Here is a 24,640-nt window from a genome sequence, read left to right as displayed (position 1 = left end):
ACTGGTACGAAATAGCCTTGGCCATTCGCAGCTTCTTTAAATAACGCGCAACTTCAGAATTCAGGGATTAATTCATGGGCCGTTTATCTTTGTGGGATCGCATTACGTCGTTTTCAAGCAAGAAAAGTCAGTCTCGTCTCCTCTACGGTTCGAGACGGCCGCTCATGGAAATGCTGGAAGCTCGCCACATGCTGACGGTGAGTTTCCCAGGCAATTTTTCTCCACCTGATCTCGACCTCTCGGAAGTCGACGCCCAAACCGTGACTGCCGGTCAACTGCTCACCCTCAATCTCACCACCGCTGGGGCCACGGTCGAAGACCTCGACGACGAAGGCGAGCCCACCGGCGACACAATCCTGTATTATCTGGATCCCGACGTGGGAACTGATACACCCACCGGCGCTGCGCTCACAACCGCGGGTGTGTTCACCTGGACCCCCACCGCGGCGCAGATCGGCACGCATCGGATTATCGTGATTGCCGTCGATGGAGGCACTCCTGCGCTCGCCGATGCGGAAGTCTTTATCGTCAACGTCATCGCCACCACGCCCGCCGCCGTTGTGGACCTTAACGGTGCCGACGCAGGAACAGGCTTCAGTTCGACGTTTGTCGAAGACGGTGGAGCAAAAGCCATTGTCGACACCGATCTCACGGTGACCGATGCCGACGACACGAATCTCGAATCGGCCACAATTACGCTCACCAATCGCCCCGACGGTGAAGACGAATCGCTCGCCGTGACCGTAACTGGCACGCCGATTACGCAAAATTACAACGCCACAACGGGCGTATTGACGCTTAGCGGCACGGCAACAGTCGCCGAGTACCAACAAGTCTTGCGAACCTTGACTTACAACAATATCTCGCAAGCGCCGGACACCACCACGCGGACTGTGAATGTCGTGGTCAATGATGGCACATCGAACAGCACTCCCGCAGTGGCCACAATCACGATTCAAGGAGCTAATGACGCTCCTAGTGTAGACCTCAACGGTGGAGATTCGGGGACAGGCTTCGCCGCGACCTATACCGAAGATGGTGCTGCGGTCGCCATCGTAGGAGCAAATGCTACGATCGGCGACGTCGACAGTGCGATTCTTGCCTCCGCGACCATCACTATTACTGCGCCTCTTAATGGCAGTGACGAATTATTGGCAGTCGTGACGACTGGCACAAACATCACCGCAAATTACGTGGCGGCGACTGGTGTCCTCACACTCAGCGGCAATGACACTCTCACTAACTACCAACAAGTTTTGCGCACCCTCACATACGCAAGCACGTCCCAGAATCCATCGGCGACTCGTACTATCCAGGTCGTCGTCAATGACGGCTCGAACAATAGCACGGCACGCACTTCGACCGTCACGATTACTTCCTCAAACGACGCTCCTAATATCGCGGAAATTACCGACAAGACCGCCACGGTCGGCGTTCCCTTCCAAGTGATTGTCACGGCCACGGATCCCGACAACGACAACCTGACTTATCAATTGGACGGTGACGATCCCGAAGCAAACATGCCCGCTTCGGCCATCATCACCAAGAACAACAATAACGAGGCCGTTATTTCTTGGACGCCCAGTGCTGCCGACGGCACTGGTCCCTTTACCTTCGTGGTGTTGGTGACCGATGACGATGGAACGCCGCTCACCGACCGTGAAGAATTTGCCGTCACGATCGTTACCGCCGCTCCGGTGGTGGACCTCAATGGTGCAGAAACTGGGACCGGCTTCACGGCGTCATTCACCGAAGGAGGTACACCCACCGCCATTGTCGCCGATGAGGCGCTGACGGTCACCGACACGGACAGCGCCAACCTCGCATCCGCCACGGTCACGATCACAAACCTGCAGGATGGCGATGCCGAAATTCTGGCTGTAAATACCACGGGCACGCCAATTACTGCCAACTACAATGCCGCAACTGGCGTTCTGTCATTGACAGGTTCAGCAACATTGGCGAATTACCAACAAGTCTTGCGGACGTTAACTTATAACAATACGTCGCAAGACCCGACTGAAGTGAATCGCAGTATCACAGTCGTAGTCAATGATGGAGCGAATAGCAGCACTGCCGCAACAGCAACCGTGAGTGTAGCCGGGGTCAATGATGGCGTCGGCTTGGCTCTGCCCGCCCCGTATGATAATTCGCCTGTCGAAATCACTCTCGGCGACGACATCGAGTTTACCGCGATTATCACGGATCCAGACAACACTCTCGCAGAAATTACCGTTTATCTTGATACCGAGGAACTTCCCCCTGGCTCGGTGGAGCCGACAATTGACGGAACGGGATTGTTTCAGTGGACTCCAGATACCATAGGCACTTTTACAATTACGATTATCGCAATTGACTCGCCTACAACAGCCAACACTAAATCGTTCACAATCATTGTAAATGAGGCTGTTGTTCCCGAAGAAGAATCCCTGGACACCCTCGATGCTGCGTTTGCCAGCCTGATTTGAGCGTGCGGACATTTGCCGGCAAACTCAATTTAACTGGATTTCCTTGCGTAGCTTGCCGATGATACCAGTGGGCGTGATATCCCTGGGAAACTCACACTGCGCCCACTTTTCTTCATCGATTTCCAGAAATTGAGGCCGGCAATGGACTGCAATCGGGCCCTCCGTCCCTTTGGTCAATGGCTGCTAGCAGCCGTCGTTCTGTTTGCTTGTGATAGCACCTGGCTGCACGCAAAATCCGCGGGTCGTCAGGTCTATAATCCCACCACGCAACAGATGGAACCCGAGGTGCGCACGCGCCGACTGGCGACTTGGACTCCGGAAGACCGGAAACCCAAGCCGCGCACTCAATCACCGTCGCAGCCCAAGAAAAAAGCTGCGCAAGTTGCGGAGCAAACCGCCGAGGAGGAGTTCTACGAAGAAGATTTTGATACGATTACCCAAGCTTCGTATGAAACTTCTTCAGAGAGTGAACCCTATTACGAAGCAGGCTCGAAATTCGATTCGTGTGACAGCGGTGGTTGTATTGGTTGCGGCGATACTTGCTGTAACGATCCCTGCTGTAACGATCCCTGCTGTGGCGATATCTGCTGTGGCAACAACGTCAGCTTTTCTCCCGGCCAGCATGTGTACGTTGGTTTTGAGTTGGCAATCGTCAAGCCACGCTTTGAAAACAATGAAGCGTTCACGACGATGACCAGTGATGGCACGACGTTCGAAACCTTCAGCCAGACCGATTTCGATTACGACATGGAAGTGACGCCGCGGGTGTTCCTTGGCTGGGAGCGCAACGACGGCATTGGATTCCGTGGAACCTGGTGGAGATTTGACTATTCATCTGCGGACGTGAGCGCCAATCCTCCGGCGAACGGCTTCGGCGAGATTATCAGTCCGTTCCCCGAACTCGACATCACCACCAATATCCCCACCGATACCTACCGCGCCCAAAGCGATCTCGACGCCTACGCGATCGATTTGGAAGCGACTCGGCAGGCTTCGCTGGGTTGTTGGCAGTTTGGCTTGGGAGGCGGTGTTCGCTATGCCTTCACCGAGCAAACCTATCAGGCGGAAATCCGCGAGACAGGCAATGTTTTGCGCGATGCCATCAACTTCCGGCATTCGCTCGAAGGGTTTGGCCCGACGATTTCGTTTGAAGCTTATCGCCCTTGGACGCCGCAAATTGGCTCGTTCGTTAAAGCACGTGGCTCGCTACTGTTTGGCGACGGTTCGAGCAATCTGACTGCGGGCGAAGACCTCGACGTGGCGAACTCGTTTATCACGCGCAATATCACTGAGCGCGACGATGTGTTTAGCATCGGCGAAATTCAGCTCGGCGTGCGCTGGCATGCCCGGCATTATCGTGGCCGTGTGCTGACGCCGTTCGTCACCACGGCGATGGAAGGCCAACTGTGGCAAGGGGCCGGCAACGCCACGAGCGAAGAAGGCAACCTGGGCTTCTTTGGCATGAACGTTGGCACGGGGTTTATTTGGTAAGAGCGGGTACGCCGGGTGGTCACTGCACATGCTCGGTACTTTCCAATTCCAAACCCGCCCAGTCGGTATCTTTGGGAATCGGCAACAGATAAGGCCGAATACGTTCTAGCGTGCGCAGACCGATGCCATCAACGCGATCCAAATCGTCGACGTCGAGAAAAGGACCTCGCTGCTGCCTGTCGGTAATGATTCGCTGCGCCAAGGCTTCTCCCAAGCCGGGGAGTTGAACCATCTCGGCCCAATCGGCGCGGTTGATGTCGACCAGATACTTGGCATGCAGTGGTCGCGCGCGATCGATCTCGATCAACCGTCCGCGATGCCCACCCAGATAGAGCCAATAGCACGCGAGCATCAATAAACTGCTCGAAACCAACACGAGCAAGCTTTTGTGCTGGCTTTCCTTGATCCAAGGCCCATGCGCCGTCGAGGACTCATTCGCTGGCGAACGCTTCTTCGGCATAAGGGGATTTCTCGGATTGCTGCATGAGGGCTGACTGACTCAAATATAGCAGATCAGCTTTTTCACCCCCAAGCAACTTGGACGGCTCTTGTGCAGGATTTTCACCAATTCACCTGGGACGACGCTCTTCAGCAGGATTGCCAAACTTTGGTGCGGCTGGCACTCGCCGAGGATTTGAACGGCCAGCAAGATTGGACGACCGTATCGCTCGTTCCCGCGGACCGGAAGGGTAGGGCCGACATCGTGGCGCGCGAGTCAGGTATCGCGGCGGGGATGTCGGCCATGGAAATCGTTCTGGCGGAAGCTCAAGCAGACCTTGTCGTAACGACGTTCGTCGATGACGGCCAATCGTTCGCCGCGAAGACCAAGTTGGCCACGCTATCTGGCAGTGTTCGTGACCTGCTGACCGTGGAACGAACACTGCTCAATTTGCTAGGACGTTTAATGGGCATTGCCACTCTGACTGGCCAATATGCCCGTGAAGTGGCGGGGACAAACGCTCGCGTTTACGATACCCGCAAGACGACGCCCGGTTGGCGGCGGTTGGAAAAGTACGCGGTTCACTGCGGCGGGGGAAGAAATCATCGCAGCGGGCTCTTTGATGCCGTCTTGATCAAAGACAATCATTTGGCCCAGCGTGCGGGGAGCACCATCGGTTCCCCCGCCGATGCCGCGGCAGCCGTCGTCGAGGCACGGCAATTTCTCCAGTCTCAGAAGTTGGCCATGCCTATCGAAGTCGAAGTCGATGCGCTGGAGCAACTCGCCGCCGTGCTGCCCCTGAAGCCCGAAATTGTGCTGCTCGATAACATGCCGTCAACAGCCTTGCGCGAGGCCGTGGCAATGCGTGACACAATCGCACCGCAAGTGGAACTGGAAGCCTCGGGGGGCGTTCGTTTGGACACGATTCGGGAAATCGCATCCACTGGGGTGGAGAGAATTAGCGTGGGCGCTTTAACCCATTCAGCCCGCGTGCTCGACATCGGACTCGACTGGCAGGCATAGCTTTGCAGGCCCTGTTTTGCGGGCATTTCGGGCTGTGCAGGCACTGCTGGCCACCTGTTGAAAAAAATCAACATCACATTTCCGGCAATATGTTTCGTGATTGCCACTTATCTCCATCGACATCCTGCTCAACTGTCCTGTAGCAGCCGCTCTCTGCCTGCACCGGTCAGGTTTGAACTATGTTTGAGTAGAGATGGCACCTGAGGGGAGTGGTGCCGCTTCACAGACGCGGCGGGTCACGCTAGGAGCGAGAGGGGACCCCGCCGCGTCATTTTTTGCGCGGTGCTGGCAAAATCACCCCTAGAGCCTATGTCCAGGCACCCTACGACTTTCCCAGTTATTTTGGGGCAATTTGTTTGACACTGGGGGTTAGGGTAGATATTATGAGAGATGTCCGAGCGAGATAGGCTCGGTTTTCAAGCATTTTTTTCTTACCAAGATTGGGTAGTGGACCTCATGAACATTCGATCGGCGACGAGTCGGATTGACTCGGTCGTTGTCCGAAAAGGCACTTACGCCTGGGTTCACCACACCATCTTTCCTGCATAGCGCAAGTCATTCTGACAGGCACTTTCCAGCAGGTTCCAAGCGATGATGTGATTGCTAGGTAGGCCTTTGGGGCGCAGTCTGTCTGCAACCTATTGATCTCGCCTGAGATCAGACAACGCTGTCAATTCGCCACGCTCAAAATGCGCAAATAGGTTTTTGCTTTGGCCCTTCTTACACAAGGGCTCAGAGGCATCTTGCCGCGCCATTCGCCCTTCGAATGCCGTCAAACGCCCACGCGTTTGACTCTCTCGTGAAGCTTGCTGCTCGATCTGGCAACCATAAATGGAAACCAGGTCACACCTCACAACAGTACTACATACCGCTAGAAATTTGCTTCGGCAATGCATCGCAATTGCAATAGTGCATCGCGCCGGGACGGCCAACGGATAGCAAAAGAACAAGCGGTCGGGAAACACACCATGAAAAAGCAGCTTCAAAATTATGTTCCACAGTTCGCCAAGTTTTTGGCAGCCATTGCCGTACTCGCAACGATCGCGATTCCGGCGAGTGCCGTCGAACCCGCGGGCTTCACATTCAAACTCGATCAACATGACTCTGTGCTAAATGACCAAGCCACTTTGGCGGTTCTGGTAGCGGCCATTGAGGCGGGCTTAGTTGATCCCAACGATCCCGCTGTGGCCTACGAACTCGAGCGAGCAGAGTTACAACAAGATTTGAGCTCGTACAACGCCATGTGTACGCTGATCCCATCGGCTCTCGCCTTACGTACGAGTCCCACGATTTCGATTGGCAACGGTCTGGAAGTCAACGGTTCTGATAACTTGGATTCCAGTGCTTCAAAACAAAACATTATTGGCTTCAAGATCCAACTGGGAAGTACGGCTAATATGTATGATTTCGGCCTTCATAAAGGCAACAATATGCCTGCCTTTCCCATGGTGGTTCCCGGCAACACCGACATTACTTCAATGATCCAAGATGACGGCAATACGCTCGTTATCAGCTTCGACAATGGTGGTTTGATACCGGGTCAGATGGCAACCATGAAAATTCAATTGCTCAAAGAGGACGCCGGCCCAACGACGCCCTGGCCGTCGATGACTCAGTTCTTCTCCGAAGATTCGCTACTGACCGTGGTCTTTCAAGACCCGGATACTCTGGACGTTACCGAGACGGATCCGTTCCCGTTTGCCGATTTCATGGAGCACGTAACGATGTGGCAACAGCAAGTCACCACACCGTCGTATCACATCAATGGCGTGGTTGATTCCTATGTGATCGGTGGAATTCTCGAGCCAACCATCGTTCCCGAACCAAGTTCGATTGCCTTGGCTTTGGGAAGCTTGAGCGGCTACTTCTTACTAGGCCGTCGCCGCATTGCTTAAAGTAAAAGATTTAAAGACTTTGTGACCTGTGAGAACGCCCAGGGACTGCGATCCCTGGGCGTTGTTCGTTTCTTGTGCAAAATGGCTGACTCTTCGCTCGCTGTTAAACTGCGCAATCTCTACCAATGTGAGAAAGCTTGCGCCTCGTGCCGATTCTCCGGATTTTGCCGAGAAAAGCGAAAGTATCGATAGTGCAGCCTCCGATTCTTCTATTTGAACGAAGACCTGAGGCGGACGGCCCTGGCAAGTGATCCAGCGCTGGCAGTTTCGCCTTCTTTCGCGTTTGAGCCCGCAAAGTGCCTTGAACGCGATGCTTTTCATGTAGGGGGGACTCAAGGATGAAACTCTGTTTTCAGAGGGCGGCTGCGCTCGCAGTTTGCCTTGCGATGTGGAATTCCACGGCAGTGCAAGCCGACAACAATCGGCAATACCAAATGGCAGGAGCCACGGCCGAGGCGGCCGATTCGATGGCTGACTACAACAGCGTCGAAAGCTACACCGAGTGCCAAAGTACTGACTACACGCCCGGTCATATGGGATGGGGGAAAAGTCGCTTTGTCCGCCAAGGTAGCTTTGTCGTGGGCGGCGATTACTTGAACGTCCGTCCGACGTTCAGCGAAGCGAACGGCTTGATTGTGATTACCAGCATCAATCCGCCGCCATCAACACAAATCGATTATGTTCCCATCGAGTTCGATTACAATTCGAGCTACCGCTTCTACGGCGGTTATCGTTGGGATGAGTGCGGTGAGGAGATCATCTTTACTTACACACGCTTCCAAAATAATTCCGACTATGATAGTGGTATCGCTCCCGCTGCGGTTCCTCCTCAGACTCAGGTTATCTTTCGCGATCCCCATCAAGAAGCGCCCGTTGGTCCAAACGACCGCGTGTTGCAAGACGTGGACGTCGACATTGCTGCCTACGACTTGGCGTTTGGCAAGACGATTCCCATCTGCTCGTGCTACGATCCCTGCTGTGGGGGTTGCGATTCTTGCTGCGACACTTGCTGTGGTTCAGGCTGCGGAGGTGGTTCGGGATGCTGCTGCCCATGCCCCGCTTGGGATTTTACGTGGCGGGCTGGTGTTCGCTTTGCTGAAGTTGATTGGCAACGTGTTGGCACTATCGACGTAGTGGCACCAAACGCCGATATCGTGGGCTCCACCACAATGGACTTTGAAGGTGGCGGACCTCGTGTTGGTTTGACCGGTCGCCGCTACTGCGGTCAAAGCCGTATCTTCTCGATCTATGCGTCCAGCGATGCCGCGATCTTGCTAGGAAACATCGACATGGTGCATTCCGCAGCCAACGGTAGTGTCGTGACAACCATGTCCAACACTCAGTTGTTCCCCGTGCTCGATATCGAAGCGGGTGGCACGATTCAAGTCACTAACAACTTGAGTGTGTCAGCTGGCTACTTGTTCTCGGCCTGGTTCGACATGGGTATGCGTGACACGGTTGTTCCTCTGGCAGCCAATCCTGGTGCCTGGTGGGACGACGCGAACATCCTTGGCTTCGATGGCTTCTTCGGCCGTGCCGAGTTGACCTTCTAGTCGAGGGATACCAATCCTACAGAAACGCCAACAGCCAGTCGCAAGAAATTGCGCCTGGCTGTTTTGTTTGTATTGGTGATCGCAAACGGCAACGGCAGCGGGACGCTGCCGGCTAACGACACGGACTGTGCCGCTAAATAGTTAGCGCGTGGGGACCAATCGTTCGCGACGGGAACGGCGCTGGGCCCGGAGGCGAGCGCGACGCTTTGTTTCGCTGGGCTTCTCGTAGAACTCACGGACGCGGATTTCCTTCTTGATACCGCTCCGCTCCACCAACTTGCGAAATCTGCGAACCGCCTCTTGAGCGGTTTCTCTTTCCCGAAGAGTCAACTTTACCAAGGGTTACTCCTAATCGATCGGTCAAACCTAATGAATATGGGCAGCCCACACTGACGTAGAGGGGGCCTAACGTGTTATGCACAAACACGTAAGATAGCATCGGCCCGCCAAACCGTCCAGCCCATGACCCTCCCGCTTTATTTCCCCAATTTACCTCGGCTAAGCCGGCAAGCGGCGCTTGCCGGCTTAGCCGACCACAATAACCGCCACATCCGCTACAGCCCCACCTTTGCTAGGATTTGCCAAGCCGCTGGGGGCCAACTTGGCTCGCCCCATCCCCTGAAGCACGCCGATTCTTTTCCGTGGTTCGACGACTGCCACCCCGACGGCTACCCGTTATGAAAGAATTGGCCGATAGCGAGTCCCTCCATAAGCTGGACCAACGGCACGAAGAGCTGCTCGTAAAGCTCGATGCGCTGTGCCAGGAGCTGGAGACGGCACTGCAGAATCTCGCCCCCAAAACGGAAATGCCTCTCCAAGAAGCGGCTTGACCTGACGCGCCGCAACTTCGTCGCGCACAAAATTCCGTCGCAAGCGACGGCGCGAACGATTTACTTCCGCCGTTCGAGCCGGCCCGATTTGTTGATCGCTCGCAGTAACCGCAGTCCTAGGAAGCCGCTCAAGGCGAAGCCCGCGGCACCCGGCACCGAAACATCCCAGAGCGGCCAAGTGTGATTCGTCACGAGAAGTGTCGAACCCAAAAACAGCGCGCTGGTCATCATGCCCAACACCAGCCGATTCACCGACGGCTCGAGTCCGCGATGATCGAGATGCACGTCGAAGCGTCCCGATTGCACCTGCTGCATGATGTCGCGCAACCGACGGGGAAAAACTTCGATCAATTCCTGCACTTCAAAGGCGAACCGTTTCGCCTTGCGCAGTTGCCGCCGCGGTGACAAACGACGGGCCATGATCTTGCGCTGATAAGGCTGTAAGACTTCCATCAAGCAGAAGTTCGGCTCGAGCTTTTTGGCGGTCCCTTCGAGCATGATCAGCACTTTGAGGAGCAACGACATCGCCGAAGGCAGAACGATCTTGTACTGCAACATGATGTTGATCATTTCCGAGAGCGCGGTCCCTAGCTCAAAGCGATCGAACGACTGATGGGCGTAGTGGGCCACGAAATCTGCCAAGTCCAGGCCCAAGCTCGTTTCATCCAAGCCGGGGGGAACATCTCCTACTCGCATGACGACTGCACACAGTCGGTGGGCATCCTGCTCGACAATCGCCAGCATCAGCTCTTCGACATTGTCGCGAGTTTTGTCATCCATGCGGACAACCATCCCGAAATCCAGCAGGCCGATCCGGCCGTCGGGCATCAGCAGCAAATTGCCCGGATGCGGATCGGCGTGGTAAACGCCGTGGCTGAAGATCATTTCCAGATAGGCTTCCGCACCGTTCTTCGCCACTTGTCCCAGGTCGACTCCCATGGCCTGCACGCCAACGGGATCCGACAGCGGCACCCCTTCGAGCCATTCCATCACCAACACGCGTTCGGTGCTGAGGTCGGCATAGGAAACAGGAATTTTGACTTTCTCACTGCCACGAAACGCACGCACAAAATGTTCGAGATGGCGCCGCTCGCAGGTGAAATCAATTTCACGCCGCAAAAGACGCTGAAACTCCGCCACGATTAACGTGGGTCGGTAGGGTTGCAATTCCGGGATCCGCTCGGCCAATTGCGCGAGGCCCGTGAGGATTTCCAGGTCGACTCGGATCCGTTGCTTGATCGAAGGATGTTGCACCTTCACCGCGACTTGCTCACCCGTGTTCAAACGCGCGCGATGCACCTGGCCAATCGAGGCTGAGGCTTCCGGTTCGGAAGTGAACTCTGTAAAGCTCGTAGCGATCGGCCGGCCAAGCTCCGCTTCAAATACGGCGGAAACCAACAGCAGCGAGTCGGCCGGAACCTCGGTTTGCAGCTTCTGCAATTCTTCGGCGAGTTCCACGCCCACCACGTCGGGTCGCGTGCTGAGGATTTGGCCGAGCTTAATAAACGTCGGCCCTAGTTCCTCGATGGCTAAGCGAATCCGCGTTTCGCGGTTCTCTCTCGCCAGGACTTGGCCGTTGCGGTTTTTGAGCAGTGTCTTGCCCGGCAGGAAATCAAACCGGTTGAGCCATCCCGCCAATCCATATTTGCTCAGGATCGAGAGGATTTCTCCCCAACGATTCATGTTGCGATAAAGCTGTGGGATGGTGCTGATGCGCATAAGGGGTTCCGTGCGACGCGAGCCGGGGCGTCACGCCGCCGTCCAGGTCCGGGCTCGAGACGAGCCGGCTCACTAACTGTATTGTAACACCACAAAGTGTGCAGTGCAGTGTGTTACGATTGCACAGGAAGCATGCTAACTCCCGCCGCCAAAATGCTTTACGGTCGCTAGTTCTGCTTGACTTTTGGCTTGTTTCACGGTGCAATAGTAGTATCTTCTCTCGGCCTGCCAGTTGCAGAGGCACTCACCGGAACAGAGCAAATTCATGACGAACTTCAGTTCAAACAATCGCCGCGCGCTGACCCTGATCGAAATGCTGATCGGCATGGCGATCACGCTGGTGATGATGGCGGCGGTGGTGAACCTGTTTGCCAACATCAGCCAGGGGGTGCGCAACCGCCGGGCCACGATGGAAATCAGCGCGGATCTGCGCATCGCACGGACCCAGCTCTTCAACGACCTCGCCGGGGCGACGTGCCTGAAGTATCCGAAGAACGCCCACGGCGTGATGCCCAAGCCCGACTCGAACAATCCGCCGGATGGGTATTTTGAAATCGTCGAGGGAACTTATTCGGATGACAATCCCTACGCACCCGGATCAATTGATCGTACAACATCTCTTGTGCCTTCAAGTAGCGCCGCGTTTGATGCTCAAGGCAATCCGGTTGTTTTGGGCGAGTACACCGACGGCGGCGGCCTGGGCGATTACGACGACATCCTCGCGATGACGGTTGAGAATGAAGTTGAAAAATTTCGTGGCAAGGGTCGTGGGTTAACGCCGGGCGGCGATCCAACAACTATAGCTGGAGGCCCGAGTGGAACCGGTGATTGGATCGATATGGCTATCTCTTCCCCTGTAGCCGAGGTTATTTGGTATTCCGTACAAACTCCATTGAGAACTGATCCCAGCTACCGCCCTGAAATGGGTGAGCCAGGGATGCGTAAGATCTATCGCCGCACGCTTTTGGTTGTGCCTTGGTATGGCACGGAAGTGAACAAAGTCAGCGGCATTTCTGGTAGCGATCCTCTTCTCGATTTAAGTGATCCTGCTCTATATCCAACATTTGCTTCACGCCTGAAGGCTCTACGCGACTTTCAAAATAAATACGATATTTCAGCGCGGTTGGAAAATCAGCGAATCGTGCCTAACACGGTTGCTGACTTAGCCCGTCGAGAACATCGCTTTGCTCACATGACGAACCCTGCTGATTATCCATTAACATCGCCTGGCTATTTTCCATATCAGTTTCCCTACGATACGCAAGGAGCACCTCCTAACGCTGATTTTCAGGAGCCCGGGGCTGACAATTCTTCGCTCTATCCGTTTGGCAGCGATAACCAACCAGGGGATTTACCAACTAACGAACGATCAAATGAAGATCTCGTGTTAAGTGACGTTTTAGCATTCGATATACAGGTTTTTGATCCAGGTGCGCCACTTTATCAATATGAAGGTGCAATCATTCAACCTAGTGGCACTCCTGGTGGACCGTTTCTCAATGCAATCGGTACCGGTGTCATAACTGGTTTCGGAACATATGTAGACTTAGGTTGGAATAATGTACCAGGATATGACTACACAGCCATTACCGGCGCCCCACCGACGCTTTTTCAGCAAGAGCGACAAGTTGGCTGGCATCCTCGTGCCCCAGGATATTTCAATTCATCGCCAAGCACGTATGACACCTGGACGACCTACTATGAAACTGACGGCGTCGATCAAGACAATCGTGACAACGATGGCAATGTACTAACCGGAGCGGACGAAGGCACTAACGGTTTAGATGACCCAGATGCTTCACTTGCAGGTGATCCTAGGTACGTAGATGTAGCTGGCGACATTCCCATCAACGGCCCCGACGATCCGCTTGAGCGCGAAACCTCGCCGCCGTATCCCTCTCCGCTGCTGGGGGTTCAAGTGAAGCTCCGCGTTTACGAACCCGAGAGCCGTCAGATTCGCGAAACGACGGTGACGCGGAATTTGGCGAAGTAGCTTGTAGACGCTAGGCGCTGGTTGTTAGGCGCTAGAAACTGAATTCTTAACTAGCTCCTAGCGCCTAACAACTAATCTCTCGCCCATGCCCGACATTCATTCTATCCGTCTCCGCGAACCTTGGATTTGTGAGCCGCGCGAGGATTGCGTCTGCTGGATTCGCAAGTTCAATTGGCCCGCCGGGCTGACGCCGCGCGAGAAGGTGTGGATCGTCGTCGAGGAACTTCCCGCCGGCGCGCGAGTTTCGCTCAACGGGCAGTTGCTTGCTGGCGATCTGGAAGTGACGCAGCTGATCGCACTCACCAACAAACTGGAAATCGAACTGGCCGGCGAAAGGACAGGGGAGCGACCGTTCCAGGTACGGCTCGACATCGACGAAGGGTAAAAATTAGCAGACACAAGTTTTAAACGCAGAGAACGCCAAGACGCGAAGTTTCGCAGAGAAATGGCTGAAATAAATCTTTGCGGTTCTTAGCGTCTCCGCGAGCTTTGCGTTTCAACTGACTGTTTGGAATTTTCGGAGGGAGTTTCATGACGAGAGGAATCTAGGTTAAACTTTCTCGTACTTCGTTCACTTCTTTGGATGGAAACTCGATTCTTTCCGCCTCGGGCGGGCCAAGGCTCCCACAGAATGACCAATTTCTCAAAACTCTGCTCACTCTGCTTCCTCCTGTTCATCACTTCTTTGGCAGCAGCTCAAACGGAAGTTGTCACCCCTGAGCAAGCGGCCGAAGGTTGGATCGCGTTGTTCGATGGCGAGACGCTCTTTGGTTGGAAAAGCACGAGCGATGCCAACTGGCACGTCGAAGACGGCGAGATTCGCGTCGACAGTGGCAAGGAAGGTTGGTTGATGACCACCAGTGAGTTCGCCGACTACGAACTGCACGTCGAGTTCAAAGCGCCGCCCACGACAAATAGCGGCGTGTTCTTACGGACATCGCTCGATCCGAAAGATCCCACGAAAGATTGTTATGAAGTGAATATCGCGCCTGAGGATAATCCCTTTCCAACAGGCTCGCTCGTTGGACGACTCAAAGTAGGTATGAGAGGGGGTATGTACTCATTCTCAGCAAGCGGCGAAAAACCTTATATTCGACGTGGAGGCGGTCCACCACAAACCGAACCCGATCCTTGGAACGGCGATTGGCATTCATTCGATCTAAAAGCGGATGGTCGCAAGTTGCACATCTCACTCGATGGAACGCGACTCGATGTTTTGATCTATAGCAAAGGAGTAGCCTATACACCCAAACGCGGTCACATTGGATTGCAATTTAAAGAAGGCCCCATCGCGTTTCGCAATATCCGCTTGAAACCGCTCGGGCTCAAACCACTGTTCAACGGCAAGGACCTCACCGGTTGGACCACCGACCGCGCCAACAAGAGTGAATTCAGCGTGACCCCCGCCGGCGAGATCGCCATCAAGAATGGCCCGGGGCAACTGGAAACGAACGACTCGTTCGGCGACTTCGTTCTGCAACTCGATGCCAAAGTGAACGGCGACGGCTTGAACTCCGGCATCTTCTTCCGCTGCATCCCGGGCGACGTGTTGATGGGTTATGAAAGCCAGATTCACAATTTGATGAAGGATGGCGATCCAACCCAACCGGTCGACGCCGGCACGGGGGCCATCTATCGCCGCACCACCGCGCGGCGGGTCGTGGCGCGCGATCATGAGTGGTTCACCAAAACCATCGTGGCCACCGGCGCGCATATCGCCGTGTGGGTCAACGGTTATCAAGTGACGGACTGGACCGACGACCGCCGCGGCGATGAAAACCCCCGCCGCGGCTTGCGCACCGAACCCGGCACGATCGCCATTCAAGGGCACGATCCGACGACAGATTTGTTGTTTCGGAATCTCAAGATTGCCGAGTTGCCGGCGGAATAGAACACCGATGAACACGGATTTTGCGGATGTTCGCCGATCAAGCTCTCCGCGTAAATCCGCCTGATCTGTGATCATCCGCGTTCTATTCTCCACCGCTTGTCACTCGCACGGGCGTGAACCACAATGGGGAGTTCGCTGTCAGCAAGGCGACCAATGTAGGCCGGAATCTGCCCAAGGCGGATGCACAGTTCCGGCATATTTCGTCATCCTCGCGCAGGCGGGGATCCAGAATTGACGAGCCCTGGATTCCCGCCTGCGCGGGAATGACACTTACCATTGCCGGAACTTCGTAAAACTCGTTCCGGCCTACAACTTACGTTTAATTAGGATCGTGATCATGCCCAGTTGTGTGTTGGCCTATTCAGGTGGTTTAGATACCTCGGTGATTCTTGGTTGGTTGCAGGACGAAGGCTACGACGTGCATGCCGTGTACGTCGACCTGGGCCAACCATGCGAAGACCGCGAGGCGATCCTCAAGAAGGCCCGCGACAACGGGGCCAAGACCTCGCAATTGATCGATGCCCGCGAAGAGCTTTGCCGGGACTTTGCGTTTCCGGTGCTGCAATGGCAAGCCAAGTACGAGAACATTTATCTGCTCGGCACTTCGATCGCGCGGCCGCTAATCTCGAAAGTTTGCTTGCAAGTAGCTCGCGAAGTTGGCGCCGAAGCTTACGCTCACGGTGCCACGGGCAAAGGCAACGATCAATGCCGGTTCCAACTCGCCGCCGAAGCGCTCGATCCCAACGTGCAGATCATCGCGCCGTGGCGGATCAAAAAGTTTCGCGATCTGTTCCCCGGCCGCACCGAGATGATCGCCTACTGCGAAGCCAAGAACATTCCCGTGAAGGCTTCGATCTCCAAGCCGTACAGCAGCGACGAGAACTGCCTGCACATCAGCTATGAAGCCGGCCAGCTGGAAGACCCCGCGGTGAACGGCGTGGCGATTGTCGATTTCGGCATGACGGTTTCGCCGCAAGACGCGCCGGACAAAGTCGAAGAAGTCACGATCAGCTTTGAAAGCGGCGTGCCCGTTGCGATCAACGGCGAGAAGAAAAGCGCCTTGGCGATGGTGGAAACCATGAACCAAATCGCCGGACGCAACGGCGTGGGACGCATCGACATCGTCGAGAATCGCTTCGTCGGTATGAAGAGCCGAGGCGTGTACGAAGCCCCCGGCATGACCGCGCTGTACGCGGCACACCTTGCGCTCGAGCAACTCACGCTCGACCGCGAGACGGTTCACCTGCGTGACCGTATCGCGCCCGAAGTCGCCGAGATGGTTTACTACGGCTTCTGGTACGTCCCCAAGATGGACGCTCTGATGGCCTTCATTCACGAAGTGCAAAAGCCGGTCACGGGCGAAGTGACCCTCGGCTTCTACAAGGGCAACGTGATGATCCAAAGCCGCACGAGTCCAAACAGCCTGTACGACGAAGCCATCGCCAGCATGGAAGGTGGCGGCAGCTACGATCAGACGGATGCCGAAGGCTTCTTAAGGATTCAAGGTCTGCCGAGTCGGGTACTGGGGAAGGTGAGGCCGAGAGAATACTAAGGGGCTAGGATCTCGGGATTGGGGGTTGGGGGTTGGGGGTTGGAGGACTTTGCATGAGTGTGCTTAGCTACCGCGATCTTGTTGTCTGGCAAGAAGGCATGCAACTAGCCAAAATGGTCTATCAGCACACAAACACATTCCCCAAGCAAGAAATCTATGGATTGGTAAGCCAGCTACGTCGATGCAGCGTTTCAATTCCTTCAAATATTGCTGAGGGTCACGCTCGTACGTCAACGCTCGACTATCTGCGTCATATTTCGATAGCCATGGGTTCGCTGGCTGAATTAGAGACTCAGGTAATCTTGTCTCAAGAACTCGGCTATGTCGATGAGCAAACGGCAAATGCTATGCTGAGGCATTCAGACATTCTGGGGAAACGACTGCGATCGCATGCGAATTCCTTAAAAATAAAATCGCAAGCAAAGAAACAATAATTCCCAATCCCAATTCCCCAGCCCCAAGCCCCCGTTCCCCATGTACCTCTTCGAAAACCCCGTTCTGCAAAACGAACTTGTTGCGAACTTGCGCATGACGCGCACGTTTGTGTTGCTGTTCGCTTATGTGGGGTTGTTGGGTTTGCTGGTCTATGCTGCTTGGCCGGCCGATCAGACGATCGACATGTCCAACAGCGACAAGGCCCGGCCACTGGTGAATCTGCTGTTCCTGGGGCAATACATGCTGATGTCGTTGATGGCCCCCAGCTTTGCCGCGGGGGCGATCACCGGTGAAAAGGAACGCGACAGTTTCGAAATGCTGCTGGCCAGCCCCATGAAGCCTGCGGCGATCGTGTTCGGCAAATTTGCCGCGTCTCTGTGCCCGCTGGCGGAGTTGATGATCGGTTCGCTGCCGGTGGTGATGTTGTGCCTGCCGCTGGGTGGCGTGCAATTTTTTGAAATCCTGGCCGCTTATCTGGCCATGATTTCTTCGGTCGCGCTCTTCACAATGATCAGCCTGTGGTGCAGCAGCTATTTTGTGCGAACTTCGGCTTCGCTGGTGGTTTCGTATTTGATGATCCTGCCACTCGCGATGGCGGGGGTCTTTATCTGGCAAGCACTCGAACAGCTGGGCGAAGCTCGTTTGTTCGTCGTGCTAACAGTCGTTCCGCTAGCGTGCCTCTCGGTCGCGGCCCTCTTGTTCGCCGACGTTTCGCGGCGTTTGCTGCAAGCTCCCAACCTCGGAAGCGCAGGCCGCGAGGCGATTGATTTGGAAACCGAAGCCGAAGCCGCGGTCGGACTTTATATCAAACGCGATGAATTCCCCGACCGACTGTTTGCCCCACCCAAGCGAACGACATTTCTGCCCGAGGATGCTAATCCTATCTACGAAAAGGAAATCCGCAGCGAAATTTTCGCGCAAGGCACTCTCATGCTGCGGCTGGTGATTCAAATCAGCATGGGCCTGGCGATGTTCGTCATGGCGTTCTGCTTGTTCTTGCGGCCTTACTACGCACCGTGGTACATCGCTTATGTACTCATATTTAATATGCTCGTCGGGCCGGTCTTCACCGCGGGGAGCGTCACCAGCGAACGCGAACGGCAAACGCTCGATTTGCTGCTCACCACGCTGATCACTCCGTGGCAAATGATGTGGGGCAAATTGTTTTCGGGCCTGCGCGTTTCAAGCGTGCTCACCGGATTTCTGATGTGGCCCGTGGTGCTCGCCTGCATTATGCCGTTGGACTACTGGAGAAATCTGCCGACGATGGGGGGCTACTTTCTGGTGGTGATGCTCACTTGCGTCACCACGGCGATGACGGCGCTGTTTTGTTCGACGCTCTTTACAAAAAGTTCGACCAGCCTGCTTGCGACCTATTTGGTGATCATTGTCTTGTTTCTCGTGCCCTTGGCCGCGGAACGGTTCGTGGATACTTTCGTGAAAACACCCGAAGCGATCGAAACCGCCACTCTTGCCGGTATTACGAGTCCCTTCGCCGCGGTGTTTAATCTGCCGCTGGATGTTTCCAACTCGCCCCAGCCACGGGCCATTTCGCTCCCGGTATTCTGGGGCTATCTCACATTCACGGTTATTTACAATGCGGTTTTGCTCCTTGCGGTGATGGGGATGTTTCATTTCCGCTGGCGCGTTTCGGATAATTAACCACGAAGTCTCAAAGGTCACAAAGAGAACTTGAAGTTTGATTGTTGCGATGGCAGTCAACAATTTTTATGAATTCTTCGTGCTCTTTGTGCCTTCGTGGTAAGTCTAATCTTGCGCAGCTTGACGGCCAAACTCTGCGTGTGCGATAACAACGGAAGTCGCCCACCATGCCCCGCGAGGATTCTTCGATGTCGCGCGATCCGGACAACCGCCGCACGCCCACCCAGGATGAGTTGGATTTGCTGCATTACGAGTCGCGTTTTCAGCGGCCCGTCCGGATGAAGCTGCCCGAATTTGAGCGCAACGAACGCTTGCGCCACGTGATTTTCAGCGGGCAATTCTCGGTGGACATGCTGGAAGACCTCGCCGGCACGGCCGACAAAATTCGCGCCCTCTCAAAAATGCGCGGCGGTCAGGACTTTCTCATCCGCCTGCTCAACCACAAGCGGGCGATGCTTTACTTCACGCAGCCGTCGACACGGACGTTCCTCTCGTTCATGGCGGCGTGCCAGATTTTGGGAATCACCTGCAACGAAGTTCGCGACCCCACGACCTCGTCGGAAACCAAGGGGGAAACCCGCTTTGATTCGATTCGCATGTTTTCGAGCTACTTCGATTTGATCATCATGCGGAGCAAGCTCGCACGGTTGGCCGAATCTTGTGCTTACTTGATGAACGATTTGGAAGCCACGGGCAATCGCAGCGTGCCAATCATCAATGCGGGCTCGGGAGCCGACGAGCATCCGACCCAAGCGCTGCTCGACATTTATACGTTGCAGCGCAGTTTTCAGTTTGCCAACTCGCACGACTCGCCGATGGCAAACCGCTTTGACGAGCTCCGTCGCGAGTATCCGGAACTTTCCAAAGGACTCGCCAACAAAACCTACGGCTTTTGCGGCGACATCGGTCGTGGTCGCACGGTCCGCTCACTGGCAAGTTTGCTGGCCAATTACGAGGGCGTGACGCTGGTGTTCATTGCTCCGAATGACCCCACGCTCGCGCTGCGTGACGATATGCGGCAACGGCTGGCTGACCGCGGCGTCAAGTTTATTGAAGTCGATTCGTTCGAGGAAAAAATCGGCGGCACGCCTGTGATCGAAGCGATCGACGCGCTCTATATGACCCGCATTCAAAAAGAGCACAACAATCCCGCCGAGGAAGCCAACTTCGCCAAGCTCGATTTGTCGAAGTACAAGCTCAGCCGCGAACTTGTGAATCGCATGAAGCTTTACGCGCCGATCTTGCATCCTTTCCCCCGCGATCAACATTTCGGCGAAATTCCCCCTGAGATCGACAACGACCCCCGTGCGGTTTATTTCCGCCAGGCACGTAACGGCATGTGGATCCGCGCGGCTCTGTTGGCTTCGGTTTTCGGCGTCGATCATCAAATCTCGCGCTATTTCCACGATGAGTATAGCGAGTGGCATGACTACAATGAAGCGATCGTGCGGCCGTAGCCAATATCAGGACCCTGACCGTTAGCCGCGATACAACGTATCGCAGGGCCATGCCTCTCATCATCGACGGTTACAACCTGCTGCACGTCACAGGAATCATCGGTGACTCGTCGGGACCGGGGGGAACATTTCAGCGTTCGCGGGAAGGGCTGCTGAATCTGTTGGCGTCCTCGCTTTCCACGGCGGAACTCTCGCAAACGACAATCGTGTTCGATGCCGCTGATGCGCCACCCGGCTTGCCGCGCACGCTCAGTCATCGTGGCATCACAGTTCGGTATGCTTCGGATTATCGCGATGCCGACGCCCTGATCGAGCAATTGATCGAGGACCATCACGTGCCCAAGTCATTGCTCGTTGTCTCGAGCGATCACCGCATCCAACGCGCCGCACGTCGGCGCCGGGCGAGTTTTATTGATAGCGACCGCTGGTACTCCGAGCTGTGGCAAAAGCGATTCGCCGCCGAACAAGCCGCGGGGAACGCCCAGTTTGATAAACCGATGTCGCAACTCTCGGCCGCGGAAGTGGAATACTGGGTCACGAAATTCACTACCGAGGAATCGCGCAAAGACCGCAAACTGTAGCCGGATCGCCACGTGGTCTGGAAAGTCCCGGATTGCGTTGCAATCGGGCTAGGTGGTCATTGGCAGGTAGACCGTAAAGCTCGCCCCCGCGCCGGACTGCGACGAAACAACGATCTCGCCATGATGCTCTGTCACGATCCGCCAACATTTAGAGAGCCCAAAGCCGAGTCCGCGACCCGCTTCTCGGCCCGAGAAAAAGGGTTCGAAAATATGCTCGCGAATATCGGGAGCGATGCCCGGGCCCGTGTCGGCAATTTCGATCACTGCGCGCGTTTGATCGGCGATCACTTCTTGCCGCAGTAGAACTGAAATTTGGCCTTCGCGCCCAATCGCTTCGACGGCATTTATAAGGAGAGCCTTGAGCGCAACCGTGAGTTGCTCCGCATCGCCCTGAATCACGATCGGCTGTACGGGCAAACTGACGGCGATCTCGATCTGCCGTGCCACTGCTTCCGTTTGCAAACTTTGGGCAACTTGCTCTAAAAGCCCACAAAGTTCCACCTCGTCCAGCACCAATTGCGGCGGACGAGCAAACAGCATGAGATCCGAGATCATTTCATGCGCGCGCAAGGCCTGCTGGTGAATCGCTTCGAGCGCGCGGCGGCGCTCGGGATGCGATTCATCGCGTAGCAGCGTCTGCGCACGGGCAGCAATGTTCGCTAGCGGATTGTTGATCTCGTGGCTTGCACCGTAGGCCAGCTCTTTCAAGGCATCGAGCTTCAAGCGTTCATGCTCGTCGACCATGAAATCGCGCCCTGGCGGTTAAACCACTCACGCCGAGTGAATTTCGACGTCGAGCAACTGGCAAATCCGACCGATCAACTCTTCCACGTCGAAAGGTTTCTTCATGAATTCGTTGGCCCCGGCGTCGCGAAGTTCTTGAATCTTCGCTTGCTCGACCATACCCGAGATGCAAATGATTTTGACGTCGTCCATCGATTTTTCACCGCGGACGAGCGTGCAAACTTCCTTGCCGTTGATATCCGGCAGCATCACGTCGAGCACGATCATGTCGGGGCGAAATTCTTTGATCAGCATCCCCGCGCCAAAACCATTGTTGACGCTGCGGATATCAAAGCGACCATCACGCTCCAGTGCGTCGACGATCAGCTCGACCAAATCTTCGTCGTCGTCAACGACCAGCACCTTGCGGCGGCCGCTGTCGAGGGCGTCGGTCGGAATGCCATTATCCCGCATGAAAGCATACAGCTGGTCGCGGGGGATACGGCGAAAACGGCTGCCCGGCACGCGGAAGCCTTTGAGTTGTCCTGAATCAAAGCAGCGAATGATGGTTTGCTGACTTACCTTGCAAATCTTCGCGGCTTCGCCGGTCGTGAAAACGGTCTTCATAGCTCGAACCACCTCTCTCCTTAGTCGATGGTCAATTGACCTGGGGGCTTTCGGGAGCTTTCATGCCAACCTGAAGAGCATTGCCAAGCATCCCTTGTTTGACTCTCTTACCGGGCGGGAATGAATTGCTAAATCCTTGGCGGGGGATGCTAGCCTGCGCGGTGACTCACCGGCAGAAGTACGCATTTTTCCAAATCCTCGATTACCAACTCAAACAGGCTTGCCGACTTAAATAAGCAAAGCTGTTCAGACGGCAATCTTCTCCGTATCTGCCGATATCCCCTGAATTGCCAATTGCTCGAATTATAGCTGGCCCCCATACCGCGTCAACAGAGATTGATTCGCCTTAACTTCAAGCAAATACAATACTTAGGCGAATGCGCGTGGTTCTGCGCTCAAAAAAGAAGTACACCGCCTCGCCCCCAACTTGCCAAAGAAATCGCCACGATGATTAGCGCCGCGCTGCTTTTCCATCGAAATGGACCATCAATAACGCGATGTCGGCGGGCGTGATCCCGCTGATCCGGCTCGCTTGGGCGAGATTCACGGGCTGAACACGCTGGAACTTCTCGCGAGCTTCGGCGCGAAGCTGCGTGAGACGGGCATAATCGAAACCTTGGGGGATTCTTTTCTCGGCGAGCCGCTGCTGCCGATCGACTTCCACCGTTTGTCGCGCGACATAGCCAGCGTACTTCAGATCATTGAGCACTTGCTCGGCGGATGATCGGCTAAGCGTGGCGAGACTCGGCACGAGCTTCACAACATCGGGCCACTCGACTTCGGGTCGCCGCACGATCTGAGCAATCGCTGTCCCCTGATGGCGAGTCGTATTTAATAGTTCGGTGGCGGATTCGATTTCGGCCAGCTTCTGCTCGAAGCGGCTGAACCGTTCGCTATCGACCAAGCCAAACTTATGAGCCAACGGCGTCAGCCGGCGGTCGGCATTGTCTTGCCGCAACAGCAACCGATACTCAGCCCGGCTGGTGAACATGCGATACGGTTCATCGACACCGCAAGTCACGAGGTCGTCGATCAACACACCGATGTAAGCCTGATCGCGGTCGAGCACCAACGGTTCCGCGCCACGCAGCGTGAGCACCGCATTGGCCCCGGCGATTAAACCTTGGGCACCGGCTTCTTCATAGCCGGTCGTGCCATTGATCTGCCCGGCGAAGAACAAGCCATCGACCAGCTTCGATTCGAGATTCACCTTGAGCTGCTCCGGGGGAGCGAAGTCGTACTCCACCGCGTAGCCGTAGCGCATGATCTCGGCGTTCTCCAAGCCGGGGATCAGCTTGAACATTTGATCCTGCACGTCGCGCGGCAAACTGGTCGACACGCCATTGACGTAGATTTCCAGCGTGTTGCGGCCTTCGGGCTCGAGAAACAACTGATGCTGCGTCTTCTCAGCAAAGCGGACGATCTTGTCTTCGATGGAAGGGCAGTACCGCGGCCCCGTGCCTTGAATCTGACCGCTGTACATCGGCGCGCGGTGAAGGTTCGCGCGAATCAGATCATGGACGGCTTGATTTGTGTAGGTGATATAGCAGGGGAGTTGCTCGAGTTCGAGCTTGTCGTTCAAAAACGAAAATGGCTGCGGATCGTCGTCTCCCGGCTGCAATTCGGTTTTCGCATAATCAATGGTGCGGCCATTCAGTCGTGGGGGCGTGCCCGTCTTGAAGCGTTGCAGTCGCACGCCCAACCGAGCGAGCGCGCCACTGATGCCACCGGTCGTTCCTTCCCCCGCGCGCCCGCCGGGAGTTTTGGTTTGGCCCGTGTGCATAAGCGCTTGCAGGAATGTTCCCGTGGTGAGCACAACGGCCTGCGCGCGATAAACGGCATCCCCACGCACTGCAACGCCAACAATCTTTGGTCGCTCTGTACTACCCTCAGTTAGCAACTCTTCCACAACTTCTTGTCGCAACGAAAGATTGGGCTCGGACTCCACGAGCCGTTTGATTTCAGCCTGATAAAGTTTTTTATCCGCTTGGGCCCGTGGGCTATGCATCGCGGGGCCTTTCCGCAAATTAAGCATACGGAATTGAATGCCCGTGGCATCGATCGCCCGACCCATCGCACCACCGAGGGCATCGATTTCGCGAACGATCTGGCCCTTACCGACGCCACCAATCGCCGGATTGCAGCTCAACTGGCCGACGGTATCGCAGTTCGTGGTCAGCAGAACGGTCTTTGCCCCCATCCGCGCAGCGGCCAGCGCAGCCTCGGTCCCAGCGTGCCCGGCGCCGACCACAATCACGTCGAAATCGTAGGTGGATGACATGAGATTCAGGGTAACGAATG

Annotated in this window: 21 protein-coding genes; 14 read left to right on the top strand and 7 right to left on the bottom strand. The window is 55.5% G+C overall.

The window, feature by feature from the left end:
* The first annotated feature begins 74 nt into the window (after nt 1–74).
* Together AC6T8Q_RS07220 and AC6T8Q_RS07215 are read left to right on the top strand one after the other, a co-directional pair.
* Nucleotides 75–2,468: a putative Ig domain-containing protein gene (locus AC6T8Q_RS07220; protein WP_500678430.1), complete on the top strand. Its 2,394-nt coding sequence runs from the start codon at nt 75–77 to the stop codon at nt 2,466–2,468.
* Nucleotides 2,469–2,609: 141 nt separating this feature from the next.
* Entirely contained in the window at nt 2,610–3,959 is a 1,350-nt protein-coding gene (locus tag AC6T8Q_RS07215; protein WP_500678429.1) for an Lpg1974 family pore-forming outer membrane protein, read from the top strand.
* A 19-nt stretch (nt 3,960–3,978) separates the two neighbouring features.
* Here AC6T8Q_RS07215 and AC6T8Q_RS07210 read toward each other — a convergent pair whose 3' ends face one another.
* Nucleotides 3,979–4,419: a ComEA family DNA-binding protein gene (locus AC6T8Q_RS07210; protein WP_500678428.1), complete on the bottom strand. Its 441-nt coding sequence runs from the start codon at nt 4,417–4,419 to the stop codon at nt 3,979–3,981.
* Between the two features lie 90 nt (nt 4,420–4,509).
* On the opposite strand from AC6T8Q_RS07210, the gene nadC reads away from it, so the two are divergent.
* Together nadC and AC6T8Q_RS07200 are read left to right on the top strand one after the other, a co-directional pair.
* Entirely contained in the window at nt 4,510–5,421 is a 912-nt protein-coding gene (gene nadC, locus AC6T8Q_RS07205) for a carboxylating nicotinate-nucleotide diphosphorylase (RefSeq protein WP_500678427.1), read from the top strand.
* A gap of 968 nt (nt 5,422–6,389) precedes the next feature.
* Nucleotides 6,390–7,316 (top strand): hypothetical protein, encoded by a 927-nt coding sequence (locus tag AC6T8Q_RS07200; RefSeq protein WP_500678426.1) that lies wholly within the window; start codon nt 6,390–6,392, stop codon nt 7,314–7,316.
* Here the strand turns inward: AC6T8Q_RS07200 and AC6T8Q_RS07195 are convergent.
* Nucleotides 7,293–7,637: a hypothetical protein gene (locus tag AC6T8Q_RS07195; protein ID WP_500678425.1), complete on the bottom strand. Its 345-nt coding sequence runs from the start codon at nt 7,635–7,637 to the stop codon at nt 7,293–7,295. The two genes, AC6T8Q_RS07200 and AC6T8Q_RS07195, sit on opposite strands and share 24 nt — an antisense overlap.
* A 17-nt stretch (nt 7,638–7,654) precedes the next feature.
* On the opposite strand from AC6T8Q_RS07195, the gene AC6T8Q_RS07190 reads away from it, so the two are divergent.
* Complete coding sequence (locus AC6T8Q_RS07190) at nt 7,655–8,869, top strand: Lpg1974 family pore-forming outer membrane protein (protein WP_500678424.1); 1,215 nt, start codon at nt 7,655–7,657, stop codon at nt 8,867–8,869.
* Between the two features lie 141 nt (nt 8,870–9,010).
* Here the strand turns inward: AC6T8Q_RS07190 and rpsU are convergent, their stop codons facing one another.
* Nucleotides 9,011–9,208 carry a 30S ribosomal protein S21 gene (rpsU, locus tag AC6T8Q_RS07185; RefSeq protein WP_496922408.1) on the bottom strand — a complete coding sequence of 66 codons (198 nt, stop codon included), beginning with the start codon at nt 9,206–9,208 and terminating at the stop codon, nt 9,011–9,013.
* 338 nt (nt 9,209–9,546) lie between these two features.
* Between rpsU and AC6T8Q_RS07180 the strand changes: the two genes are divergently transcribed.
* Complete coding sequence (locus AC6T8Q_RS07180; RefSeq protein WP_500678423.1) at nt 9,547–9,699, top strand: hypothetical protein; 153 nt, start codon at nt 9,547–9,549, stop codon at nt 9,697–9,699.
* 60 nt (nt 9,700–9,759) lie between these two features.
* On the opposite strand, the gene AC6T8Q_RS07175 is transcribed toward AC6T8Q_RS07180, so the two are convergent.
* A complete protein-coding gene (locus AC6T8Q_RS07175) occupies nt 9,760–11,418 on the bottom strand; it encodes an ABC1 kinase family protein (RefSeq protein ID WP_500678422.1) in 1,659 nt (552 codons plus the stop codon).
* Between the two features lie 265 nt (nt 11,419–11,683).
* On the opposite strand from AC6T8Q_RS07175, the gene AC6T8Q_RS07170 reads away from it, so the two are divergent.
* The 8 genes from AC6T8Q_RS07170 to AC6T8Q_RS07135 all read left to right on the top strand — a co-directional run bounded on the left by AC6T8Q_RS07170 (nt 11,684) and on the right by AC6T8Q_RS07135 (nt 20,989).
* Nucleotides 11,684–13,411: a PilW family protein gene (locus tag AC6T8Q_RS07170; protein ID WP_500678421.1), complete on the top strand. Its 1,728-nt coding sequence runs from the start codon at nt 11,684–11,686 to the stop codon at nt 13,409–13,411.
* Nucleotides 13,412–13,496: 85 nt separating this feature from the next.
* Nucleotides 13,497–13,796: a hypothetical protein gene (locus AC6T8Q_RS07165; protein ID WP_500678420.1), complete on the top strand. Its 300-nt coding sequence runs from the start codon at nt 13,497–13,499 to the stop codon at nt 13,794–13,796.
* A gap of 300 nt (nt 13,797–14,096) precedes the next feature.
* Nucleotides 14,097–15,302 (top strand): 3-keto-disaccharide hydrolase, encoded by a 1,206-nt coding sequence (locus AC6T8Q_RS07160; protein ID WP_500678419.1) that lies wholly within the window; start codon nt 14,097–14,099, stop codon nt 15,300–15,302.
* A 337-nt stretch (nt 15,303–15,639) separates the two neighbouring features.
* Nucleotides 15,640–16,854: an argininosuccinate synthase gene (locus AC6T8Q_RS07155; RefSeq protein ID WP_500678418.1), complete on the top strand. Its 1,215-nt coding sequence runs from the start codon at nt 15,640–15,642 to the stop codon at nt 16,852–16,854.
* Between the two features lie 53 nt (nt 16,855–16,907).
* Nucleotides 16,908–17,288 carry a four helix bundle protein gene (locus tag AC6T8Q_RS07150; protein WP_500678417.1) on the top strand — a complete coding sequence of 127 codons (381 nt, stop codon included), beginning with the start codon at nt 16,908–16,910 and terminating at the stop codon, nt 17,286–17,288.
* A 40-nt stretch (nt 17,289–17,328) separates the two neighbouring features.
* The gene (locus tag AC6T8Q_RS07145; protein WP_500678416.1) at nt 17,329–18,951 is read left to right on the top strand and encodes an ABC transporter permease subunit; all 1,623 of its coding nucleotides are present in this window, start codon (nt 17,329–17,331) and stop codon (nt 18,949–18,951) included.
* Between the two features lie 188 nt (nt 18,952–19,139).
* Nucleotides 19,140–20,408: an aspartate/ornithine carbamoyltransferase family protein gene (locus tag AC6T8Q_RS07140; protein WP_500678415.1), complete on the top strand. Its 1,269-nt coding sequence runs from the start codon at nt 19,140–19,142 to the stop codon at nt 20,406–20,408.
* Nucleotides 20,409–20,458: 50 nt separating this feature from the next.
* Nucleotides 20,459–20,989, top strand: coding sequence for an NYN domain-containing protein (locus AC6T8Q_RS07135; protein WP_496922397.1), 531 nt, complete (start codon nt 20,459–20,461; stop codon nt 20,987–20,989).
* 48 nt (nt 20,990–21,037) lie between these two features.
* On the opposite strand, the gene AC6T8Q_RS07130 is transcribed toward AC6T8Q_RS07135, so the two are convergent.
* The 3 genes from AC6T8Q_RS07130 to mnmG form a co-directional block, all read right to left on the bottom strand.
* On the bottom strand, nt 21,038–21,733 hold the full coding sequence (locus AC6T8Q_RS07130; RefSeq protein WP_500678414.1) for a two-component system sensor histidine kinase NtrB: 696 nt from the start codon (nt 21,731–21,733) through the stop codon (nt 21,038–21,040).
* A gap of 27 nt (nt 21,734–21,760) precedes the next feature.
* Nucleotides 21,761–22,339, bottom strand: a complete 579-nt coding sequence (locus tag AC6T8Q_RS07125) for a response regulator (RefSeq protein ID WP_496922395.1) — start codon at nt 22,337–22,339, stop codon at nt 21,761–21,763.
* Between the two features lie 451 nt (nt 22,340–22,790).
* Nucleotides 22,791–24,620 (bottom strand): tRNA uridine-5-carboxymethylaminomethyl(34) synthesis enzyme MnmG, encoded by a 1,830-nt coding sequence (gene mnmG / locus AC6T8Q_RS07120; protein WP_500678413.1) that lies wholly within the window; start codon nt 24,618–24,620, stop codon nt 22,791–22,793.
* Nucleotides 24,621–24,640 lie beyond the last annotated feature (20 nt).

Origin of the sequence: Bythopirellula sp. (assembly GCF_041737835.1) — a bacterium.
GTDB lineage: Bacteria > Planctomycetota > Planctomycetia > Pirellulales > Lacipirellulaceae > Bythopirellula.
Note: the sequence above shows the minus strand (reverse complement) of the source record. Positions and strands in the feature narration are given on the sequence as shown.